This window comes from Rickettsia akari str. Hartford, from assembly GCF_000018205.1.
GTDB lineage: Bacteria > Pseudomonadota > Alphaproteobacteria > Rickettsiales > Rickettsiaceae > Rickettsia > Rickettsia akari.
Window position 1 is genome coordinate 16,130 of the sequence record NC_009881.1, and the last position, 20,841, is coordinate 36,970.

The following is a 20,841-nucleotide window of genomic DNA, read 5'->3' on the forward strand; positions in this document are numbered from 1 at the left end:
ATGACTAGCATATACCACATTCTTGACCGTGTTCCTGCTATTTATAAGCAGGATATAGAAATAGAGTATGAGAATTTAGCGATGCAGTTAATCAAATCCGGTAAATTACGGATAGATACCGATGATTGCTGCAATTTTGCAAGATTTATCGAACCTGCTCTTAATATAAGCTTGATGGTTAGTAAAGAAGAGCTAACAAGCCCGAATTTAATCCATGAAACTACCAAGCTTTTTCAAAATGTATATAGAAATGCTGCTTCAGATCAGAAAATAAAATCAATTTTTGACAATTTAAAAAATCAAATACAAAAATTGCAGCCGGTTAAGAAAGAAGTAACCGAAATGTTGGCACGTCTTTTTGTTCAGTCGGCTCATCCGATCGTAATAAGATGGCTTCTTCTTAATAAGACGGAAGTATTTCTCACCTATTCGCATAATATCGGCGATATGATGGATATGGTTAGCTGGCAACGAGTGGGCGGTAATAGCGGTATGCAAAGCACTAACGGCAAGGACGTAGCTATTTTTGTTTCATGCGGTGGTAATCCTTTTGCTGAAAACAATAAAGAGCATCAGACTTACGGTAATGGCTGGCCTGCCATTGCTAGGCTTCAGATTATCGCAGCTCAAGAACTTGGGCATTTTGCCGATATAAAAAGAGATGATAAAGGCAGACAAATAACGCGCCATTCGGCTAATTTCTCCTGTACTAAAGCTACCGATAAAGTACGAATTGCTAGAAAAAGTGATATAATAAATTGTCATAATTTGCTGAGTAAGCTCCTTAAAGCAGGTATGAAAAAACAGCTAGATTATGAAACGAAACTTAAATTTTATAATGCAAATAAAGTCGGCGGTTTAAAAGTTTATACTATAAAATTCATGATTTTTATATATAAATTTCGGCTTTTAAATTATAGTCGTAGGAATAATCTAATATTTGTAAGAAAATTTAAAACCGATAAATATATGGCATTAATGATTGATGCTATGTTTAAAGATATGCAAGCTAATTTGTCACCAAACGCTGAAGTGTATAAAAATAAAAACCCTGAAATTCAAGAAGCTGTAGCCTGTATTGAGGCACTCGCTAGAGTACCGCAACAAGTTGTAAAATGGGGATATTTAACTACCAAAGAAACTATGCATGACCTCTATAAAATATATTATAACGAGGTTATACCTTCTTTAATTACTAGCTATAATGCTGTCACCGGTGAAAATTATAAACGTTATTTTAAAAAACCAAAAAGTAGCTTCTTTTCTAAAATCAATATCTTTAGTAACAAAAAGCTAATACTAAAACCGGTTAGGGAATTATGATTATACAGATGTGAAACGCAGAATAGTAGACGAAGATACACTTCAAAAAGAGCAAGGAATTCACAATGAGAGGAACGTAGCGTATACTTAAATACATGAATACTGCAGCTCTTATAGAATGACATAGCACATTTTTGAAGTTTATCATCGAGTATATATTGTTTTTATAAGAATTTAGTATTACATTTAATATAAACATTATATATAAAAATGATATGACAAGCCTATCTATGACTCTACCAAATAATATAGCTAAAGCTAGTAATATTGCTAAAAAGCTAGAATTATCTAGAACGGCATTTATTCGTCAAGCCATTATACATGAACTAAATAATCTTCAGTCTCAATTTGAACAAGATGATATCATAAAAAGCTTTAATGCAATGAAAAAATCTAAAAAATATCTAGAAGAAATGACAGAAATGACAGAAATCACTGAAAACTTAAATTCATAATTACTAGGTCCTGTGGAGGAAAAATGGTGTGGCAAAAAGAAATATTAACACGTGGCGGTATTTATTTGGCTAGGCTTGATCCTGCTAAAATAAATGAAGTTGGGAAAATACGTCCTGTCATAATATTAAAGTCATAAACAATATTAGACTTTATTCCTCCTATAATTTTTATTTGTCCTCTTAGCGGCCAATCACAACCGGAATTTAGTAATCTTCATTAGATTTCTTGTATAACGCAGCTAATAAGGAGGAATTTATAGGAGCCACGGAACGCAGAACCGCAGTGTACACTTGGTACATGAGGATTCGAGTACCCGGTCGACGCACAAATTATCCTTAGAAGTAAGTGATGCACTAATAGAACATTGCAGGTCAATAAGCATAACAAGAATTATCTATCCAAGATTAGCACAGGCTACTGCTTATACAGTAAATCGTATTTTACGTATTATACAACAATGGGTTGGTGCATAAAACTACGGTATCGTACAATTTTTTAATGTCATTTCTGTGAAAGTAGGAATCTAGAAATAACTTCAATATTGATATATACATATTTTAATAAAATAAACAGATACAAAACAAGTTTTTTATCTGTTTTACTAGATTCACACCATTGTTGCATGGATCAATTTTACCTATGTCATCCTGTGGCTTGACCACAGGATCCAGTTAAAAATACTAAAATTATTAGTATTTTTTATTGTTTTTATGTACCCCGTTGTCAAGTCACTAGGTGACACAGTGGGTTTACCGAGCCACACAACAATTGGGGTCAAGCTACCAGATGACACTAATGCTATTAGAACAATATCTTTAACTTTAATGAACCTTGATGGCTAGTATATTTGCTACGTGAATTACAGTTATACGTTGCAAGTAGCTCAATATTCTTATGAGCCGTCAGTAAACTTGCACCTACATTTATAACCGACTTTCTGTGTGCTACTGCTTGTAGTGTGCTCACAGTAACTATCTGCCCAAATAAATCTAGCTTTCACCTTAGGTTGCTTATTGCTAAAGCTATTTACTATGGAAGCATGCAATCCCGGTACTATTTGAGTATCATTTGATAATCTCGTAGGATCAGTTAATTTTATGTCCGCAATACCAGTAGTTAAGTTACCAGATTTACCTGCAACATACATATTATTCACCCCTGTACCGGTTTCGGTATAAGCATTATCTTTATCTGTATTATATCTAATACAGATATTAGGCATTAAATTTATACCGTCCATGATAGAGAATTGATAACCGACATTACCATCAAAACCGTAAGCTTTGCTTGTATATTTACCGATAGCCGTTTTATAGCTATTAGGTCCGACCGGTCTTAAATCCTTCTTGTTGATGTGACTGTTACTTGCTGAAAATATTTCTTGTAATATAAGACAATTAATAAATTGTTGTTGACTGTATAGAGAAATCATATCGCTTTCTGCTGATAATTTATCACCGGTGCTTGAACCTTTAAACTTAAAGTGAAAGTTGAGCTTGGTGTTGCTAAAAAGTCACAGTTCATTCAGCTATATGCAATATCAACGAGGCTATTTTCCCCGATGTAAAGATCACAATTGATAGTACCGCCGGATACCGTGCCTTTATAGCTAGGATTACCTTTATATGCATCTTGATTACTTGAAACGAAACTACCGGGCAACCCATAATCCTTTTTTAGTCATTATATGGTTTTCTTCATAACCTGCTGCAACGGATATCATAGTACCGCTTGATAAGTGATTCTTAATATTAGCAGTTGCTGCTTCAGCCGTAACATTTGCTACACTAACCGATCTTGTTCCTTGCGCAGTTAAATGCTCTACTACTTTTTTTGCATTATCATGTACAACTTGAGCTCAGTTTACTACAAATAATAAAAATTGCTCTTGCTTTATTTTCCTCACTACGATGTTATCACCATTAGCAACTTTAGCCACTTCGTTAAGCTCAGCTTTATTATTTATTAATTCTTTAGCAAGTTCTACAGCGTGCTTTTCAGGATTTTGCATAACAAGTACAGATTTGTCTCTAATCACTTCTTTTTGTGCTCCCGCTACAAAAGTATTTTTCGTATAAACAACGATAGTATTATTGATTGCCTCAGCTAATGTTTGCGGCTCAGATTTTTTAACATATTCCTCAGCTACTCTTATTTCATTAGCTTGACGTTGCTGATACTCTGCTTGCAGTCTTTGCTGCTCAGCCCTTTCGTTAGCTTCACGCTGAGCTTGAGCTGCACGCACCTGACATTGTACTAGTTCCTGTGCTAATATTTGAGCATAAGCATTTTTGACTTGTTGCTCCGCTGCTGCATCATCCTGAACTTTTTGTTGTTGCTCTGTGCTAATCCTTGAAACTGTCTATTGGCTTGGACTTGTTGCTGTTCAAATCCTCCAGCCTAATTTTGTACTTGTAGCCGCTGTTGATTTAATGCGTCAGCTGGAGCTTGAAGTGCATCTTGTTGTCGTTGTAACGGTTCAGCTTGAGCTCGTGCTTGCTGCTTTGCTAAATCAGTTGAATGTGGATTGTTTATTATTTGTTCGAATAGTACTATCTACGGACGTAATCTCTCAGTCTCAACTTGTACTCTTGCACATTCTACCGCTCATCACTGAGTGAATGCTTGAACTTGTTATGCTTGAGCCTGCATTGCTTGTGTTTGTGCATTAACTCTTGCTCGCTGCTGTACTACTTCTTGATCCACTGCTGGCCCTGCTTGCTGCACTTGTAGTCCGTTCCTAAAGTTCATAGTGCCTATAGCAGGATTATAATTATGCCATTCATGAATAAATGCACCGCCATTAATCCTAAAAATAGATAATGCTGATACTGCATCTACAGGCTGAGCACCGTTAATATTAATTATAATATTCGTACCAGCTATTACGCTAGGGAGGTTATTTTGAAAAAATACACTATATCCTACGGTTACATTAAATGTAATATTACCGGAAAATTCTACATCACCGTTAAAAATTAAGTCACATTTAAGATCAAATGTTGAACCGTTAATTTTAGCATTTCCATTGATTGTAAAAGGATTAGCATGAACATTATAAGTTCCAGCATCAAAGTTAACTTGAGCAACATAAATATTTTTACGTAGGTTATGAACATGATTACCAATAAATGCTAACTTCTCAATCCTTTTATTTACTGCACCAACTTCATAAATATTTGGAAAATTATTTCATTAGTTCAGCCGCTCATTACTATAGAATCAATAGCACTAATATCATTGCCGGTAATAATTAATTTAACATCATTTAACGATTCTAAAAGATCGATTTGCACTTTCGCGTTTTTATTGCCATATACTAATTCTTCTCCTAAAACCGCCTTGCCTGTAATACGGTAATTATTAGCATCACGATTAATAATATTATTAATCATGACATTAATGTTACCCTCAAACCCAGGAGTAATTATAATTCGTCCAATTCCTTTTCGATCGCTAATACCGTTATGCCAATTGTCAATAAGGGGACTTGCACTATAACCGTAAATATTAATATCATTAATATTTATGTTTTTATTAAAATTAATTAAATGAGCTCTTCTTAAAATAAATAATCCCAGTTTTGCGGTTGATGCTGAGCTCCATTATTACTTCTCCAATCTTGAGACATGTCTCCTCCTCGAATTGGATCCATTACATTATGTAAGTAAGTATTATTCTCGTGCGGAACAGCAACAACAACCGATTCAAAGCTTGCCATGCTTGCAAGTAGCACGATACTGCTGGTTGCTAGTAAAAGCTTATTAAAAAGTTTTTTTCATATTAGTCATAATTTCCCCTATAACTTATTGTTTTTAATGTTTTTACCACTTAACTTAGCGGTCATTATACACTATTTATTTATGATGCACAATAATTAATAAATAAATTTACTACTAGTTAATATTAATTATGATTAAGTTATTTATAAAATTTAAAGATAATAAATCGGTTTAATGAAATGGTATGGGGCTATGGTGTTTGTTTGATAGGTAATCGTTATGAGCTACGCAAGCATTGCCTGCGTGGCTCGGTAAAATCCACTGTGTCACCTAGTGACTTGACCACGGGGTCTATAAAAACAATAAAAAATACTAATAATTTTAGTATTTTTAACCGTATCCAGTGCAAGCCACGTGATAATATTAAAGGTTACTGGATGCCACCCGCATACGCATGAAGACATAATAGCTATGAAGTAACATCTTATTCATCATCTATATTAGAAAACTCATCTTGTAACTCTTGCGAAAATATATCCTCATCACCGTTAGAATCATTTGATTTCTTAATGGAGTTTTTGAAATTATTTAAGTCTTTATTTTCAAATATTTTGATAGATTTTAAAGTCTCGTTTGGAATTATAACTATAATATTTTTACTTAATTCATCTAAATAATCAGTGGTAACGGACACTTTCAGTACTCCTCCATATTTGCTCTGCTTGCTACTTACTACAAAATCTTTTAAAGATTTACTTTTAAAATAGTTTTCAGAAGTAAAGACCATTGTGATAAAAAATAATACTAACGAGATAGTAGTACCTACAGCAAATCCTGCTAATGACCCTAAGAATCTGTCAATAAAACCGTTTCTCATAAACGAAATTATAGCAAGAAATTTATAAACTATAAAAACACATAAAATTAAAGAAACAAGATAAGATATAATACAGGCAATAATTATTCTTATAACCTCATTCTCCATATATTTCCCGATTAGTTCAGAAATATATGGATATAAGAAATATCCTAACATTATATAAGTAATAAAACCGAGTATTCTAGTTGAAAACCCAATTATACCTTGATATAATCCGAAAAATGAGAAAAGAGTAATAATAGAAAAAATAGTAATATCAAAAAATGTGATCATTATTGTTAACTTCTATTGAATAATAGGATTTAAATCTTATATACTTTAAGATGTGATCTATAAAGATATTTTAAAGCTAGTTAAATTCTTTCTTGGCGCAAATTGTAAGGTTTTTTTGAAATAGGAAATACTATTACTGCAAGAATCTTATTCATTTTCGCTAAAACAGCTCTTTAATTATCAGTTACAATATTTTTATAGATCACCTCTAACATTATAATTAAAGTTTTATTTATGGGCGATAAAATTTTTCATAACTTATCCAGTAAAACACTCGTTGCTACACCGCATGTAATTACAAAAGGCATTTACCATAAATCCTTAATTTATATGCTATCACACACGGAAGAAGGAGCAATAGGGTTAATATTTAACCGCTTAGTAAATCATATAGATTTAAAATCATTTTTTAAAATAAAAAATGACGACATAACAACCCCAGTTATGGTTCCTATATATCTTGGCGGACCCGTAGAACATGAAAAAGGTTTTTTTCTTCATTCTAGCGATTATAATAAAAATTTGTTATTGGATTTCCAGAATGATTTAGCAGTAAGCTCTAATTTAGAAATTTCAGAAGATATCGCTTTCGGTAAAGGACCTAAAAATAGCTTATTCATTGTCGGGTATACAGCATGGAAACCAGGGCAGCTTGAAGAAGAATTAGAAAGAAACCTATGGTTGGTTATGGATTGTAATAAAGAATTTATTTTTGCCGATAATCCCGAAGATAAATGGCATAGTGCATTAAAACATTTAGGCATTGATGAAATATATTTCTCAGCACAAATAGGAAATGCTTAAAGGTTATCTGTTAACCATTTTTCGGTAAGCCTAAGCAATAATGCTTTAAAAATTTTCCATGGCTGCTAATTAAATACACAAAATTAGAATGTTGTAATTCATATTCGTTTGTTTCTACATCAAGTATTTTAGATGCATAGAAGACCTTAAATTGATCTGCTAATTGTTTAATATCTGCTACTTTCCCCGTTAAACCTATAAAATTACCATCTATTTTTTCTAAATATTTTTTTAATACCTCACTTGTATCATGCTCAGGATCTAGAGTAATAAAAACTACTTGTACTGAAATACTCTCTTGCTTCAAAATCTTAATAATATCTTCTACTCTTTTTAGTGCTTGATTGTCATGCAATGAATAGGTAGTACCAAAATAAATAAAACTTAAATGACCGTGCAAATGGGTACTATCAAATTTCTTTCCTACTTGATCTATAAGAGTAAACTTAATTTTAGGCGAATCGTCTATATTACTAGTTTTTGCACCAATCTGAAACTTAGACGGAGTTAATGAAGAATAAAATAAACATAAAAATAGTATGCAAGTAATCATAGATAAGGCTATAAAAATTTTTATAATATACATTTGGTTTTTATTATGTCGCATAATCTAAGTAATTATTAATATTTATTTATAATAAAACTTATTCTTATCATATATGCAATAAAAATCATCTTTTATTATATTAAAGATCGTAATATCCAAATTGTGATATTTTTATCATATACATATTTTTAGTTAAAATCAGTTGGTTCATTTATTAACTAGGTTGAAATTTTTTGAGTTAATCTTAAAGTTAAGATTATTAAATAAAACACAACTAGGAAACAGATTAATCATGTACAATTATACCGTTTATGTAAAACATTTAAATTATAAATTTAAAAAATAAGATAATATGGCAATAGTAGATAGCACTATTGCTGAAAAGCATTTATTGCAAATACTAAATGACAACCACAATGAAACTCAACCGACACAAACACTCCTCAATCAAAATTCGTTTGAAATAACAGAGAGTATTGAACACAATAAAGCAGAAAAGCAATACAATGATGTTGAAAAAAGAAGAAGTAAAAGAGGCATAAGAAGCAGAAATGGACAATTTTATATACGATATGCTAGAGGATAAAAATTTTATCGACTTAATTAATAAAGATAGTGAGAAATATGAATCTATTATTGATATGAGTAATAAAGCTATAATTATATTAGGACGAGAGAAAGCAGATTGAAATCTCATAGCTAATATTCTTAAAGACGGTGAATTAATATTAGCAATTAATGAGTATGGAGATTGGGACTTCTCAAAAAAAAAGTCTAACAGACAGTTCAAATATTTTAGATAGTTTTTATATAAAAAACGACAGGTATTTAACATATAAAAGTTCTTATTTGGATGCTTCTAATTCATTCTCTGAATCTACTATTGATAAATTTTTGCTACAAAAATCTAAGTACGACTCCTACTAAATTTATATAAAAATATTGAAACCAAAATATAGAAAGTAATATAAGTTTTGAAGACAATGCCAAAACTATAGGAATTTTCTTAGAAATCGTTAAAAAATTAAATCAACTTTTAGAAACGCCGAAATCAGAAAATAAATTAGAGAACCGTCTAAATTATCTTAAATATTTATCTGACATCAAATTTTCTGAAAAAGAAAATTTAGTTACAATTAATTCTGCAAAATGGTTTAACGATTTATTTAGTAACCTTGGGGCACTAATAAAAAAGAAAAGTTATTAGAATCATTTAAGCATACAATATGCAAAGATAAAGATTCATTCTATAACAAATTAAATGAGACTATTGAAAAATTTTATGAAGATATTAAAAATAACGATGTTTTAGCTTTAAAAGCAATCAAGCATATATTTAACTTAAAAAACTTTTTACAGCATATTAATAATTCTAACCCTAATGTTGAAAATCTAGATAATATTAAATTATTTTAAACAAAGAGCTTTAAGAATTTTAATAATGTATTAGGATAAATCATAGCATTAGTAATTTAGAAAAACTAATAGGCTTAGCCGGTAAGCAAGAAGCTAAATCTCTTGGGAAGTATATTACAGCCTCTAAATCTATTACAGAAATACCTCAAAATCTCGATAAAGTAATATATGATACGCTTTTACATAATCCTGTGTTACCTGATCAAGAGCTACATATTTACAATTTATTAGAAAAATTACTAAAAGAATCTCATAAATCTATTATTGATTGTTATAAAAACGAAAACTTATATAAACATCAATTAGCAGAAATTTATTGTCAACAAGCACAAAGCTATACAGCTAATGGCTCAACAAAACTATCTGAAGGATCAATAGAATTATATGAAAACGCTTCTAACCTTGGTTCTGAAGAGGCACATATAACACTTGGGACGATTGAATTTAAGAGCGGAAATTATGTAAAAGCTTTAGAATATTTTAAAAATACTACTCGTATATCTTATGCACAAGAAGATTTTAGTAAATCATTACATCTCAAAGAATCAGAACTAAAAAAGAACATACAGCAAAAGAATTCACAAGATACAGCTAAATTAACATCAGAAATAATTGAATTATACTCAAAACAAGTTGATTCTTTATAACCAATATAATCTAGATATACAAGTACAAAGTCTGCAAGATTCACTAAAAGTATGTTGCCTTAATACAAAAGCCCTCATAGAAGAACAATGAAGACCTAAACCTTATGGAATATTATATGAGTTGTCTAGAGAGTGAACATCAATGATTTCTGCACCGTGTAGTCAACTTAAATTTATACAAGAAGCTGAAAAATACAAAAATTTAGCAGAAAAATTTAAAGAAGAAAAACTAGAAACTTATTATACGCATATTACGACAAGTCAGTTACATGATTCATACTTTAAAGAATCTTTACTTAAATGCGATGATTTAAAAACCTTAATTCTTCATTTAGACCATATTATGATAATAATGAAGATTCTAGCAATATGTTAGGTGCTTGTTATAATTTCTCATAGTATCCTCAATGAGAAAAATTTAATATCTCTTAATACTATTTTTATAGACAAGTAGAAATGTGGTGCTAGTATAAAAATAGCTATATTTAACGATGAATTAGGTTATGACAAATAATCAATTTTCTGAAGATACCAAAAAAATTGCTGATCAAATAAAAGATGCATTAATGGGTATTAGTGATGATCTTGTACTTGAGAGTAAAGAGGTAGAAGAAATTTTTGAAGAATTAAGCCAAAATGAAGAATTTGAGTATGAGATAGAACGAATGCTTGCTATCTTAAACGAGCACGCTATGGATTTAACTCAACTGCAAAGCCGAATTATCTTATTAATCCGTAAATATTTAGGTAAAACTAAAAACTTAAAGCTTAAAATGCTTAAAATGGATGAGAAGCTCATTAACAAGAATGTTGCTGAAGTCAGTAATTATTTAATGCATCAGCATTCTAAAATAGTTAGAGATGCTAATAAAAACCTTGCAAACCCAAAAGACAAATTACAAGGTTTAACCAAACAAGCTAGAATAGACTTAAAGCGTTTAATAAAGAGCTTTGCCGTTTATCAAGTTTATATGTTTATGAACCCAAAAAGAATAGCAGGTGAAACAAAGCTAATGAACTTCGCCTATAACATGATAAGAGGAGGAATGAAGCTCGCTAAAAAATATGAAGGCGGCAAGGAAAAAGACATTAAATCATATTCACCTAGACTTATTAAAAAACTTGAAAAAGCTCATGCCGGCTTTAAAAAAAGTGGCGATATCTCAATTTAACTATTGTATCTTTTTATAAAGAGCGTACACTCAATGAACATTATGGTAGGGATCAAGCTTTCAACTTAAATTATCAATGTAAACTTAATATTTCAGAACTAATAACTTGAGTACATCTTGGCTGCAGTACTCAAGAAAAACACCACGCTCAACCTGTAAAACTTAACATACAACTCTTCCGCTTTGCTACTGTAATGGATAATATCAACGATACTGTTTGTTATGCAGAAATCGTACGGCTAGTACAAAAACTTTCTCAAGAAAATCACTTTAATCTTATCGATATCGAGCATTTAGCCACACAAATATATGATATTATTTATCAAAATTTATATATATATTACCACATATTAAAAAATTTAAAAAATCTAGGATGTGCGATATTGGTAGGACACCCACGAAAATCTTATATTTCTGCTTTTTATAATTCCAAAGCATCGGAAAGAGATTTAGAAACAATAACAATATCAACATCTTTAACAGAGCATGGAGCTGATTATTTATGATTGCATAATGTTATAGAGCATCAAAGATTTTTTGTAGCAAACCATATGCTTAAACAGTCATCTCATGAAAAATAGAAAAATCATCGGTATAATGGCATGTGACCCACAAGGAGTGATATGTAATAAATGTCAGATGTATTAGTCTTATACTCAGGAGTTTGAATATTTTTATCAGACTGTAAAAAATAATATTATAGTTATGGGACGAAACACCTTTAACTCTATACCTGCAAAGATTTTAAAAAATTGTATTTGTATTGTTTTTTCAAAGAATGTACCACCACAACTTTATAGTCACAATATATTTTTTATTAAATCTTTAGATGAGTTTGGCGGGTAATAAAACCTTTGACTGATAAGAAAATTTTTATTGTTGGAGGGGCAGAAATAGCAATTCTTTGCCTAGAGCAAAATCTTATTGATGAATTTTTACTTACCAAAATAAATAAAAATTATGATGGAGATACTTTTTTCCCTCTTAATCTTTAGCAGAATGGCATCCTGTAATAATAGATAAAACAAATGATTATCAAATTTACAAATTTATTAAAAAAGAGGTAACATGAAATTTTTAGAACAGCTTAATATTGATCTTGAAGAATATAACCTTTTAAATCATCCATTTTATCAATTATGGAATATGGGAAAATTTACTCATTCCACTTTACAAATTTGCGCAAAAGAATATTATCATCACGTTACAGCTTTCCCACGTTATATTAAGTGCAATACATTCCAAATGTAGTGATATACAAGCTAGGCAAATATTACTTGGTAATCTTATAGAAGAAGAACAAGGTGAAGAAAATCACCATGAACTATGGAAATGTTTTGCGGAAGGACTTAGATGTTTAAGAAACCAGCTCACTCCAGAACCTAAATTAGACTCAACTCAAAAACTTGTTCAAGGTTATTTGAAATTAACAGAGAAATCTTTTTCTATAGGTCTTGTAGCACTTTATGCTTATGAGCGTCAGATTCACGAAGTATCTGACTATAAAATTCAAGGGTTGCAAAAATTTTATAGGATTTCAGATTACAGAACTTTACAATTTTTCATCGTGCATAGTAAAGTTGATCAATGGCACACACAAGAATGTGTAAATGTGATTAATAATTTAAGCTCACAAGAACAAAAATTATTATATCAAGGAGCGATAAAAGGTATAAAACTACTATGGCAATTTCTAGACGATATACCTCGAGTAAATGAAGAGTTGGTATACGAATGTCAATTTTAAAAAGAGCAAGGAGTTCACAAGGAGAGGAGCGGAACATATACTTAATACGTGAACCACAGCTCTTTAAGAACGACATAGCCAATTTTTGAAATTCACCTAGTATACAACGTATCAATAATTTAACTATTATTCTCTTTCATAAAATGAAAAATATCTTCCTACATTCCTTAAGCCTCGCAAATTATCGTAACTTTAAAAATCTTGAATTAAAAACAGATAATACACCAATAATTTTAATAGGTGAAAACGGTAGTGGTAAAACTAATATTTTAGAAGCTATATCGTTGTTTTATCCAGGTAGAGGACTGCGGTCGGCTAAACTTGACGATATATGCAAAGCTTCAGAAGATTATTGCATCGTTAAAGCTTTATTACAAAGTCAATTAGGACTAGCAGAGTTTAGTACGCATATCAAACGCAACTCAAATAGGCGAATAACCGAATATAATGAAAGTAAAATAGCTAATAATGAGTTAAGTAAATTCACTAGTATGGTATGGCTGACTCCACAAATGGAAGGAATCTTTACAAGCGGTAGCAGTGATAGAAGAAAATTTCTCGATAGAATAGTTTATAATTTTTATCCAAAGCATGCAGAGTTAGTTAGTAAATACGAATATTACATGCATGAGAGAAATAAAATTCTAGCAGAAGACATAAGAGATGATAATTGGCTTAAAATTATTGAAGGAAAGATGGCTGATATGTCTAGTCACATTGCTAATAATCGCTTAAAAACCTTAGAATTTATGCAGCAAGCAATAGATGAACTTGAAAATGAGTTTCCAAAAGCCGATTTATCGATTGACGGCATTGTTGAACAAAGAATATTAGATGGCGAAGAAAATCTTGTTAATTTTATTACTGCAGAACTTTATCAAACAAGAAGCAAAGATAAACTACTTGGTCGTACTAGCTTTGGAGTTCATAAAAGCGACTTTTTAGTAAAGCATCAAAAGAAAAATATCTTAGCGAAATTTTGTTCTACTGGTGAACAAAAAGCTATACTAATTGCAATAATCCTTGCTGAAATGAATTATGTTATAAAGCTAACTAAAATAGCACCAATTTTACTTTTAGATGAGGTCTTTGTGCATCTAGACGATACAAGACGTCAATATTTAATCGAATTTTTTACCACTTTAAGCATGCAACTATGGGTTACAGATACAAATCTAGAGGGAATAGAAAATTTTGCAAGTAAAGCACAATTGATTAAGTTATAGGTTATATAATAATGTCATTCCTACTTAGAACAATCCACCGCTTTCGTCCTACGATTTGATCGCGGGATCCAGTTAAAAATACTAATGATTTTAGTATTTTTTATTGTTTTTTTTAGATACCGTGGTCAAGACACGGTATGACGACATTGTAGCATTTTTCTAGAGGCCATACAACAACGCTTTATAAAATATATTGCTTAATCTTTTAAAACTTCTTAGAATCATTTTTTTATTTAAGAAAATATATGACAAAACAAGCTAATAAAATATCCTATGATGAAGTACCTTATCCTCCATTTACTTTCAGCTATACCTCCCCGCCGTATTTAAGAACTATCGGCAAACTATTCCGGCTAAACCCTTCACCTCTTGAAACTGCTAAAGTACTTGAGATCGGTTGCGGAATCGGCGTTAATCTTTTTAACTTTGCTGAAACATATCCTAAATCACAGTCTCTAGGTGTTGACTTATCCAAAACGCAAATAGAATTAGGTCAAAAAATTATCAGCGATTTGAAAATAAAAAATATCGAACTAAAGGCATTATCTATATTGGACCTTGATGAGTCATACGGTAAGTTTGATTATATAGTTTGTCATGGCGTATATTCATGGGTTCCTCAAGAAGTACAAGATAAAATACTCGAAGTCTGTAATACACTGCTAAATCCAAACGGTATAGCATTTGTAAGCTATAATACGCTGCCTGGCTGGAATATGCAGAGAACAATACGCGAAATGATGATGTTTCATTCAGAGTTGTTTAATACTAGCCATGATAAATTACAGCAAGCTAGATTACTTTTAAAGTTCATAAATGACTCATTAGAAAGTTCTGCAACTCCTTATGCTAATTTCCTCCGAGATGAAGCAAAATTATTATCTGAATATACTGATTCATACGTACTACATGAATATTTAGGTGAAATTAATACAGGTATATATTTTCATCAATTCATAGCAAAAGCTCAAAAAAATCATTTAAATTACTTAGGTGATACATCCATTACGGCAATGTTTATCGGTAATTTACCTACTAAGGCAGCAGAAAAGCTACAAGCCGTTAATGATATTGTGCGTACTGAGCAATATATGGATTTTATCACTAATAGAAAATTTCGCTCGACATTATTATGTCATCAAAACATACATATAAACAGAAAAATTGAATTTAACAATTTAAAAGAGTTTTACACTACCATGAATATTAGACCGGTAACTCCGGAAAAAGAAGTGGATTTAACTAACGAACAGGAAAATATTAGCTTCTATTATGAAAATTTACCTGAGCCTTTTATTTCAACCACTTCGTCGATTGTGAAAGCTATTTTATATGTATATACTGAAAATATTAGCAATCCGATAAGCTTAGAACAAGTAGCAAAAGAAGCTTTTAAAAAGCTTGGTAAATATCAACTACAAGATTTCTTAGCAGCATTAGAACAGCATTTTATCACATTCATTTTTCAAGGTTATCTCAAAATATTTGAAACCAAGCCGCATGCTATAGCTACTATCACTGCAAAACCTAAAACTAGCGAATTTGCAAGATACCAAGCAAAGCAAGCACATTCCAATAATTCAACTCACGTGTTGAGTGTTACTAATAGAATTAACGATATGATAGGTATACCTATACACGAAAAATATATTTTGGAAATGCTAGACGGTACGCATAATATTGATGATATTAGGAAAGTAGTTCTTGAAAAAATTAATTCAAAACTTTTAACTGCTCGTGACGATAAAGGACAAGAAGTAACTGATCCAAAATTGTTAAAAGAATTTGTTGACTATATAGTTACTGTGTCTCTTGAGAAATTCCGGATGAACTATCTGTTAGTAGGGTAAGTGAGCATGACCCTGTCGTCATTGCGAGCGACTAAAAGGAGCATGGCAATCCAGAAGAAATATACTTCGAGTAATGAAGAGCCACTATACGAAGTTCAACTTGAAAAAGAGCAAGGAGTCTTCCGAGAAGCTGAGCATATACTTAATACGTGAGTATCCTAGGATTTACAAATACAACGTAGCCAATTTTTCAAGTTCAACGAGTATATCTATGCTACTAATTTTTCACGTAATACTTCAACTAACTTATTAATTGCTTCGGTTGGGTGGATGTTTTCAAGGATAGCAAGTTCGCCTGCAAGTCTATTTAAAGCTGATTCGTATAGTGTTCTTTCACTGTAAGAACGATCATTATCAACATTTTTATGTAAGTCCCGTAATACTTCGGCTATGGCTACAATATTACCAGAGTTAATTTTGCCTTCATATTCTTGGGCTCTTCTACTCCACATTCTATTTCCTTGTTTTGGTTTACCTTGAAGAGTTGAGTATATGAGATCTAAATCTTTTCTGCTTGCAACAGCTCTAAGACCAACAACCGCAGCCCTACTAACAGGCACTTTTAATGTCATTTTATCCTGTGAAAAGGAAATTACATATACCTTAATTTCAGTACCTGCAATAGTATTATATTCAATATTCGTTATTTCACCAACTCCATGTGCAGGATAGACAATTCTTTGCCCTATTTTAAACCCGGATTTTTGTTCAGTTTTATTTTCGGATTGTGTTGTATTTGCCATTATGAATTCCTCCGTAGTGGTTTTAGTGCCTAAGAACTTAATGTTAGACTACTATTTCTGTAGCATAGCACATTTTGCTTCTATTATAAAGTAGATATTTTTATTGAAATAAAATTGATACGCTTTTATTGTATAGAAAGTTAATAGTTAAGGGAAAATTATGCGAAGTATTTTTATCGTGCCGATATTTTTATTATTTTTGAGTAGTTGTTCAGAAGAAAAAACACAACATAAGCACCAAGAAGAGAAACAAATGATAGAGCAAGAGAATCTGCAAAACAACGACACTTCTCAAGAAATGAATCAAGGAGCAGTAAATTCTGAAAATGCAGCTGAATCGATAGTACCTGCTAACGATAATAATCAGACTGATGAAGTATCAACGCCGGCTTCACAAGCACAAAAAAATCCTGAAATAAAACCTGTTAAAGTTACTTTTGAAGTTGATGTTAATGATATGGTTCTCGGTAACAAAAAATCAAATGTTATAGATGAAGTATCAACGCCGGCTTCACAAGCACAAAAAAATCCTGAAATAAAACCTGTTAAAGTTACTTTTGAAGTTGATGTTAATGATATGGTTCTCGGTAACAAAAAATCAAATGTTATAGTAGTCGAGTATTTTTCTCCTACCTGTCCGCATTGTGCTTATTATCATCAAACAATTTTTCCGGAACTTAAGAAAAAATATATAGATACTAATAAAATTGCATATGTGGTTCGTGAATTTATTGCTACAAAACAAGATTTAGATGCTGCAATTTTAGCCCGCTGCAAGGGTGATATAAATAGTTTTGTACAGTTTCATAATATCATATTACAACAACAAGATAAATGGGCATATAGCAATAAATACAGAGAATTATTAACTGATATAGGTCAGCTTGGCGGTGTTCCTCCGGAAGAATATAAGCAATGTTTAAATAGTGATAAAATTACTGAAACGCTCATTGCTAACACTAATTTTGTAGCAAAAGCACCAAAATTTATAGGTACTCCTTCTTTCTTCGTTAACGGAGTACAAACCGGAAATTACAGTATAGATAGTATTTCTACGGCAGTCGATAAAGCTTTAGAGGAACAGAAAGAAAAAGCAAAAAATGAGATGAGTTTGTAATTTAATACTACGAGTAATTAAAGAATTACTAGATGAAGTTTAATTTGGAAAAAAGCAAGTAGTATATAGAGCGAGGAGCGGAGCATAGATAAACTACGTGTGCACCGCGGATCTTAGTAATATGACGTAGCCAATTTTTCAAATTAGACGAGTATAGTATGAATACGGAAAAACTAAAAGATATCAAAGCAAGAATTAAAGACTTAAAAACTTCTAAGATTTCTAATTCTAAGGTTCAGCAAGAAATTAGCCCATTCACTATCTCTGTAGATTTAGTTTCAGGTACAATGGTAGGGGTCGTGATTGGAATATTTACGGATAAGTTTTTTAATTCTAAACCATTATTTCTTATTGTATTTACAATAATAGGAATGATTGCCGGCTTTAACATTATAATACAGAAAATAAGGAAATGACTCACAGCCCTTTAGCACAATTTGATATCAAAAAATTGATAGACATCAAAATGTTCGGTTTTGACATCAGCTTTACTAATTCGAGTATCTATATGTTACTTGCTAGCATCTTGGCTCTAACTTATTTTTACTTAGCTTTTTATAACCGAAAATTAGTACCTTCTAGACTACAAGTAAGTGCTGAAATAGTTTATAATCTTGTAGCTGATATGTTAAATCAGAACATAGGAGTAAAGGGACACAAGTTTATTCCGTTAGTTTTTAGTTTGTTCATTTTTGTTTTATTTTCTAATTTGCTTGGTATGACACCTTATAGCTTTACTGCTACTAGTCATATTATCGTTACTTTTACCTTAGCAATTATAGTATTTTTAACGGTCACTATAGTTGGTTTCGTAAAACACGGCTTACGTTTTTTAACTCTTTTTTTACCATACGGTACTCCTTTATGGTTAGCACCATTGATGATAGTAATTGAACTGTTTACATATTTAGCAAAACCGGTTAGTTTATCATTGCGACTTGCTGCTAATATGATGGCGGGACATGTTTTATTAAAAGTAATAGCCGGTTTTACCGTTTCATTAATGATTTACTTGAAATTTCTACCAATCCCTATTATAGTGATACTAATTGGGTTTGAAATTTTTGTTGCAATACTTCAAGCTTATATTTTTACTATTTTATCTTGTATGTATCTTAATGATGCTATTAATTTACACTAGGCCTGTCACACAACTTGCTTCTAAAGGTAATTTGTACGTCAATCCGATGCTAAAATCCTCACGTACTTTTTTGTACGCTGCGGTTCTGTGCTTGGTATTTCCTTCAAAGTCCTCTTTATCAGCTTCGTTGTGCAAAAAGCCTATTATACAGATAATTAGATAAAATTTTTGATTAATTAAAAGTTAGGTTTTTTATGGACATGGTTTCTTTAAAGTTTATTGGTATAGGGCTTATGGCTATCGGAATCTACGGTGCGGCTCTAGGTGTTAGTAATATATTTAGCTCTCTACTTAGTTCAATAGCACGAAACCCTTCAGCTGCAGAAAATTTACAAAGAATGGCTCTGATTGGTGCAGGGCTTGCTGAGGCAATGGGACTTTTTTCCTTTGTAATTGCTATGTTACTTATTTTTTCTTAAAATTCATTTTAAATAAGATGCCTCAATTTGATGTTGCTACCTATTATTCACAAATTTTTTGGCTTATTGCTACTTTCGGCTTATTATATATCTTTGTTTATAAATTTATAACTCCAAAAGCCGAAGAAATTTTTAATAATAGACAGACAAATATTCAATGTAATATTACACAAGCCGATATGCTAACCCAAGAAGTAGAAAAGTTAAATAAATATTACAACGTGGAAATAGACAAAACAAATACCGAAATAGATAGGCTTAAAAAAGAAAAAATAGACTCTTTAGAATCAGAATTTTTAATTACAAGAAAGAATCTAGAGCAAGATTTAAAAAACTCTATAAATCAAAATATTGAAGGTATAAATTTAGCTGCTCAGCAATTTAGAACTAATAAAAGCGAAGCAATAATAAAGCTTGCAGTTAATATTATTGAAAAAATAACCGGAACTAAAGCAGATATGAATTTACTGCAAAGTATAAAAGTAAAATAATGAATTTCCTAGATGAAAGCTTTTGGCTCGCCGTTAGTTTTGTAATTTTTGTATATTTAATTTATAGACCGGCAAAAAAAGCCATTTTAAATTCTTTAGATGCTAAGATTTTAGAAGTACAAGAAAAAGTTCTAAAATCTGAAAAGTTAAAAGAAGATGCTGCTTTGCTCTTTGAACAAACCAACGCACAAATACAAAAATTAGAAGCTTTACGCTCTCAAATGATAGAAGAAAGTAATGAGGTTACCAAGAAACTCATTCAAGAAAAAACTAAAGAAATTGAAGAATTTTTAGAGCATAAAAGATCTGATGCTATACAGTTAATTCAAAACCAAAAATCAACTGCAAGCAAAGAGCTACAAGATGAATTTTGTGATGAAGTGATAACACTTGTTTCCAAATATTTCCAATCAGCTAGGCTTTCAGAAAGTAATATTGCTAAAAATTTAATGGATAAATCTGATTCTTCTTGTGATGACAGTAAAACTACATAGTCATACTAACCACGACCTAACAATTTCTTTAGCATCGCTTTATCATCAACACATATCCGTAATATCGAGCCGTCAATAAAATATTCTGGATGCTCGGTTGCTATTTTTTTTTTATTAATGCATGGTAGAATATAGCAAATTCTTTTACACAAGTGCAATTTTTATTAGTATTATAAATAGCTATTAAACAAATTGCTTCAAAATATAACATTTTTGCTATTTCTATATTCTTATCATTTCCTAAAATTGAGAACTTACTATTCTATTTATCTTTAACAGCATTAATAAATATTTTATTTAAGACTCTTTTTTGTATTTTTTGTTTAATTTATAATAAGCAGTTCCAATTTTATTAAGAAAGCCAGCAATATCA

Annotated in this window: 25 protein-coding genes and 3 pseudogenes; 21 read left to right on the forward strand and 7 right to left on the reverse strand. The window is 31.0% G+C overall.

The window, feature by feature from the left end; all coding sequences use genetic code 11:
• From A1C_RS00080 to A1C_RS09335, 3 genes and pseudogenes are all read left to right on the forward strand, one after another.
• Positions 1-1,323 (forward strand): DUF2748 family protein, encoded by a 1,323-nt coding sequence (locus tag A1C_RS00080; protein ID WP_012013226.1) that lies wholly within the window; start codon positions 1-3, stop codon positions 1,321-1,323.
• A 215-nt stretch (positions 1,324-1,538) separates the two neighbouring features.
• Positions 1,539-1,778: a hypothetical protein gene (locus A1C_RS00085; RefSeq protein WP_052290649.1), complete on the forward strand. Its 240-nt coding sequence runs from the start codon at positions 1,539-1,541 to the stop codon at positions 1,776-1,778.
• A gap of 214 nt (positions 1,779-1,992) precedes the next feature.
• Positions 1,993-2,126: pseudogene (locus A1C_RS09335) on the forward strand (palindromic element RPE1 domain-containing protein); the annotation flags it as partial.
• 454 nt (positions 2,127-2,580) lie between these two features.
• On the opposite strand, the pseudogene A1C_RS06325 reads toward A1C_RS09335, so the two are convergent.
• From A1C_RS06325 to A1C_RS00115, 5 genes and pseudogenes are all read right to left on the reverse strand, one after another.
• Positions 2,581-3,220, reverse strand: a pseudogene (locus A1C_RS06325) (autotransporter outer membrane beta-barrel domain-containing protein); the annotation flags it as partial.
• Between the two features lie 83 nt (positions 3,221-3,303).
• Positions 3,304-3,441 (reverse strand): hypothetical protein, encoded by a 138-nt coding sequence (locus A1C_RS07515; RefSeq protein ID WP_012013231.1) that lies wholly within the window; start codon positions 3,439-3,441, stop codon positions 3,304-3,306.
• Positions 3,442-3,637: 196 nt separating this feature from the next.
• Positions 3,638-4,024: a hypothetical protein gene (locus A1C_RS06330; protein ID WP_012013232.1), complete on the reverse strand. Its 387-nt coding sequence runs from the start codon at positions 4,022-4,024 to the stop codon at positions 3,638-3,640.
• Between the two features lie 955 nt (positions 4,025-4,979).
• Positions 4,980-5,174: a hypothetical protein gene (locus A1C_RS00110; protein WP_012013235.1), complete on the reverse strand. Its 195-nt coding sequence runs from the start codon at positions 5,172-5,174 to the stop codon at positions 4,980-4,982.
• Positions 5,175-5,985: 811 nt separating this feature from the next.
• Positions 5,986-6,654, reverse strand: a complete 669-nt coding sequence (locus tag A1C_RS00115; protein ID WP_012013237.1) for a CvpA family protein — start codon at positions 6,652-6,654, stop codon at positions 5,986-5,988.
• A 234-nt stretch (positions 6,655-6,888) separates the two neighbouring features.
• On the opposite strand from A1C_RS00115, the gene A1C_RS00120 reads away from it, so the two are divergent.
• Positions 6,889-7,458 carry a YqgE/AlgH family protein gene (locus A1C_RS00120; protein ID WP_012013238.1) on the forward strand — a complete coding sequence of 190 codons (570 nt, stop codon included), beginning with the start codon at positions 6,889-6,891 and terminating at the stop codon, positions 7,456-7,458.
• 10 nt (positions 7,459-7,468) lie between these two features.
• Here the strand turns inward: A1C_RS00120 and A1C_RS00125 are convergent, their stop codons facing one another.
• Positions 7,469-8,065, reverse strand: a complete 597-nt coding sequence (locus tag A1C_RS00125) for an SCO family protein (RefSeq protein WP_041816731.1) — start codon at positions 8,063-8,065, stop codon at positions 7,469-7,471.
• Between the two features lie 292 nt (positions 8,066-8,357).
• Here A1C_RS00125 and A1C_RS07950 point away from each other — a divergent pair, with 292 nt between their 5' ends.
• The 11 genes and pseudogenes from A1C_RS07950 to A1C_RS00180 all read left to right on the forward strand — a co-directional run bounded on the left by A1C_RS07950 (position 8,358) and on the right by A1C_RS00180 (position 16,063).
• Positions 8,358-8,591 (forward strand): hypothetical protein, encoded by a 234-nt coding sequence (locus A1C_RS07950; RefSeq protein WP_012013240.1) that lies wholly within the window; start codon positions 8,358-8,360, stop codon positions 8,589-8,591.
• A 369-nt stretch (positions 8,592-8,960) separates the two neighbouring features.
• Entirely contained in the window at positions 8,961-9,212 is a 252-nt protein-coding gene (locus tag A1C_RS09175; protein ID WP_088124008.1) for a hypothetical protein, read from the forward strand.
• Between the two features lie 400 nt (positions 9,213-9,612).
• Positions 9,613-10,068 carry a hypothetical protein gene (locus A1C_RS00135; protein ID WP_012013242.1) on the forward strand — a complete coding sequence of 152 codons (456 nt, stop codon included), beginning with the start codon at positions 9,613-9,615 and terminating at the stop codon, positions 10,066-10,068.
• Positions 10,069-10,210: 142 nt separating this feature from the next.
• A complete protein-coding gene (locus A1C_RS00140) occupies positions 10,211-10,444 on the forward strand; it encodes a hypothetical protein (protein WP_012013243.1) in 234 nt (77 codons plus the stop codon).
• 127 nt (positions 10,445-10,571) lie between these two features.
• A complete protein-coding gene (locus tag A1C_RS00145; RefSeq protein ID WP_012013244.1) occupies positions 10,572-11,240 on the forward strand; it encodes a DUF5394 family protein in 669 nt (222 codons plus the stop codon).
• Positions 11,241-11,407: 167 nt separating this feature from the next.
• The gene (locus A1C_RS00155; RefSeq protein WP_232279116.1) at positions 11,408-11,746 is read left to right on the forward strand and encodes a dihydroneopterin aldolase; all 339 of its coding nucleotides are present in this window, start codon (positions 11,408-11,410) and stop codon (positions 11,744-11,746) included.
• Between the two features lie 64 nt (positions 11,747-11,810).
• A pseudogene (locus A1C_RS09180) lies at positions 11,811-12,312 on the forward strand (dihydrofolate reductase).
• Positions 12,313-12,386: 74 nt separating this feature from the next.
• Positions 12,387-12,491 (forward strand): hypothetical protein, encoded by a 105-nt coding sequence (locus tag A1C_RS08290; protein WP_232279117.1) that lies wholly within the window; start codon positions 12,387-12,389, stop codon positions 12,489-12,491.
• Between the two features lie 19 nt (positions 12,492-12,510).
• Positions 12,511-12,987 (forward strand): iron-containing redox enzyme family protein, encoded by a 477-nt coding sequence (locus A1C_RS00170; RefSeq protein ID WP_232279118.1) that lies wholly within the window; start codon positions 12,511-12,513, stop codon positions 12,985-12,987.
• A gap of 143 nt (positions 12,988-13,130) precedes the next feature.
• Positions 13,131-14,213: a DNA replication/repair protein RecF gene (recF, locus tag A1C_RS00175; protein ID WP_012013247.1), complete on the forward strand. Its 1,083-nt coding sequence runs from the start codon at positions 13,131-13,133 to the stop codon at positions 14,211-14,213.
• 245 nt (positions 14,214-14,458) lie between these two features.
• On the forward strand, positions 14,459-16,063 hold the full coding sequence (locus A1C_RS00180) for a methyltransferase regulatory domain-containing protein (protein ID WP_012013248.1): 1,605 nt from the start codon (positions 14,459-14,461) through the stop codon (positions 16,061-16,063).
• A gap of 209 nt (positions 16,064-16,272) precedes the next feature.
• Here the strand turns inward: A1C_RS00180 and A1C_RS00185 are convergent, their stop codons facing one another.
• Positions 16,273-16,806 carry a CarD family transcriptional regulator gene (locus tag A1C_RS00185; protein ID WP_012013250.1) on the reverse strand — a complete coding sequence of 178 codons (534 nt, stop codon included), beginning with the start codon at positions 16,804-16,806 and terminating at the stop codon, positions 16,273-16,275.
• 160 nt (positions 16,807-16,966) lie between these two features.
• Between A1C_RS00185 and A1C_RS00190 the strand changes: the two genes are divergently transcribed.
• The 6 genes from A1C_RS00190 (at position 16,967) to A1C_RS00215 (ending at position 20,468) form a co-directional block, all read left to right on the forward strand.
• Positions 16,967-17,923: a DsbA family protein gene (locus A1C_RS00190; protein WP_041816733.1), complete on the forward strand. Its 957-nt coding sequence runs from the start codon at positions 16,967-16,969 to the stop codon at positions 17,921-17,923.
• Positions 17,924-18,081: 158 nt separating this feature from the next.
• Positions 18,082-18,339, forward strand: coding sequence for an AtpZ/AtpI family protein (locus A1C_RS00195; protein ID WP_012013252.1), 258 nt, complete (start codon positions 18,082-18,084; stop codon positions 18,337-18,339).
• The gene (locus A1C_RS00200; RefSeq protein ID WP_012013253.1) at positions 18,336-19,064 is read left to right on the forward strand and encodes a F0F1 ATP synthase subunit A; all 729 of its coding nucleotides are present in this window, start codon (positions 18,336-18,338) and stop codon (positions 19,062-19,064) included. The genes A1C_RS00195 and A1C_RS00200 overlap by 4 nt, the downstream gene beginning before the upstream one ends.
• Positions 19,065-19,258: 194 nt before the next feature.
• Positions 19,259-19,483, forward strand: a complete 225-nt coding sequence (locus A1C_RS00205) for a F0F1 ATP synthase subunit C (protein WP_012013254.1) — start codon at positions 19,259-19,261, stop codon at positions 19,481-19,483.
• A 17-nt stretch (positions 19,484-19,500) separates the two neighbouring features.
• Positions 19,501-19,974: a F0F1 ATP synthase subunit B family protein gene (locus tag A1C_RS00210; protein WP_012013255.1), complete on the forward strand. Its 474-nt coding sequence runs from the start codon at positions 19,501-19,503 to the stop codon at positions 19,972-19,974.
• Positions 19,974-20,468 (forward strand): F0F1 ATP synthase subunit B, encoded by a 495-nt coding sequence (locus A1C_RS00215; RefSeq protein WP_012013256.1) that lies wholly within the window; start codon positions 19,974-19,976, stop codon positions 20,466-20,468. The genes A1C_RS00210 and A1C_RS00215 overlap by 1 nt, the downstream gene beginning before the upstream one ends.
• Positions 20,469-20,841 lie beyond the last annotated feature (373 nt).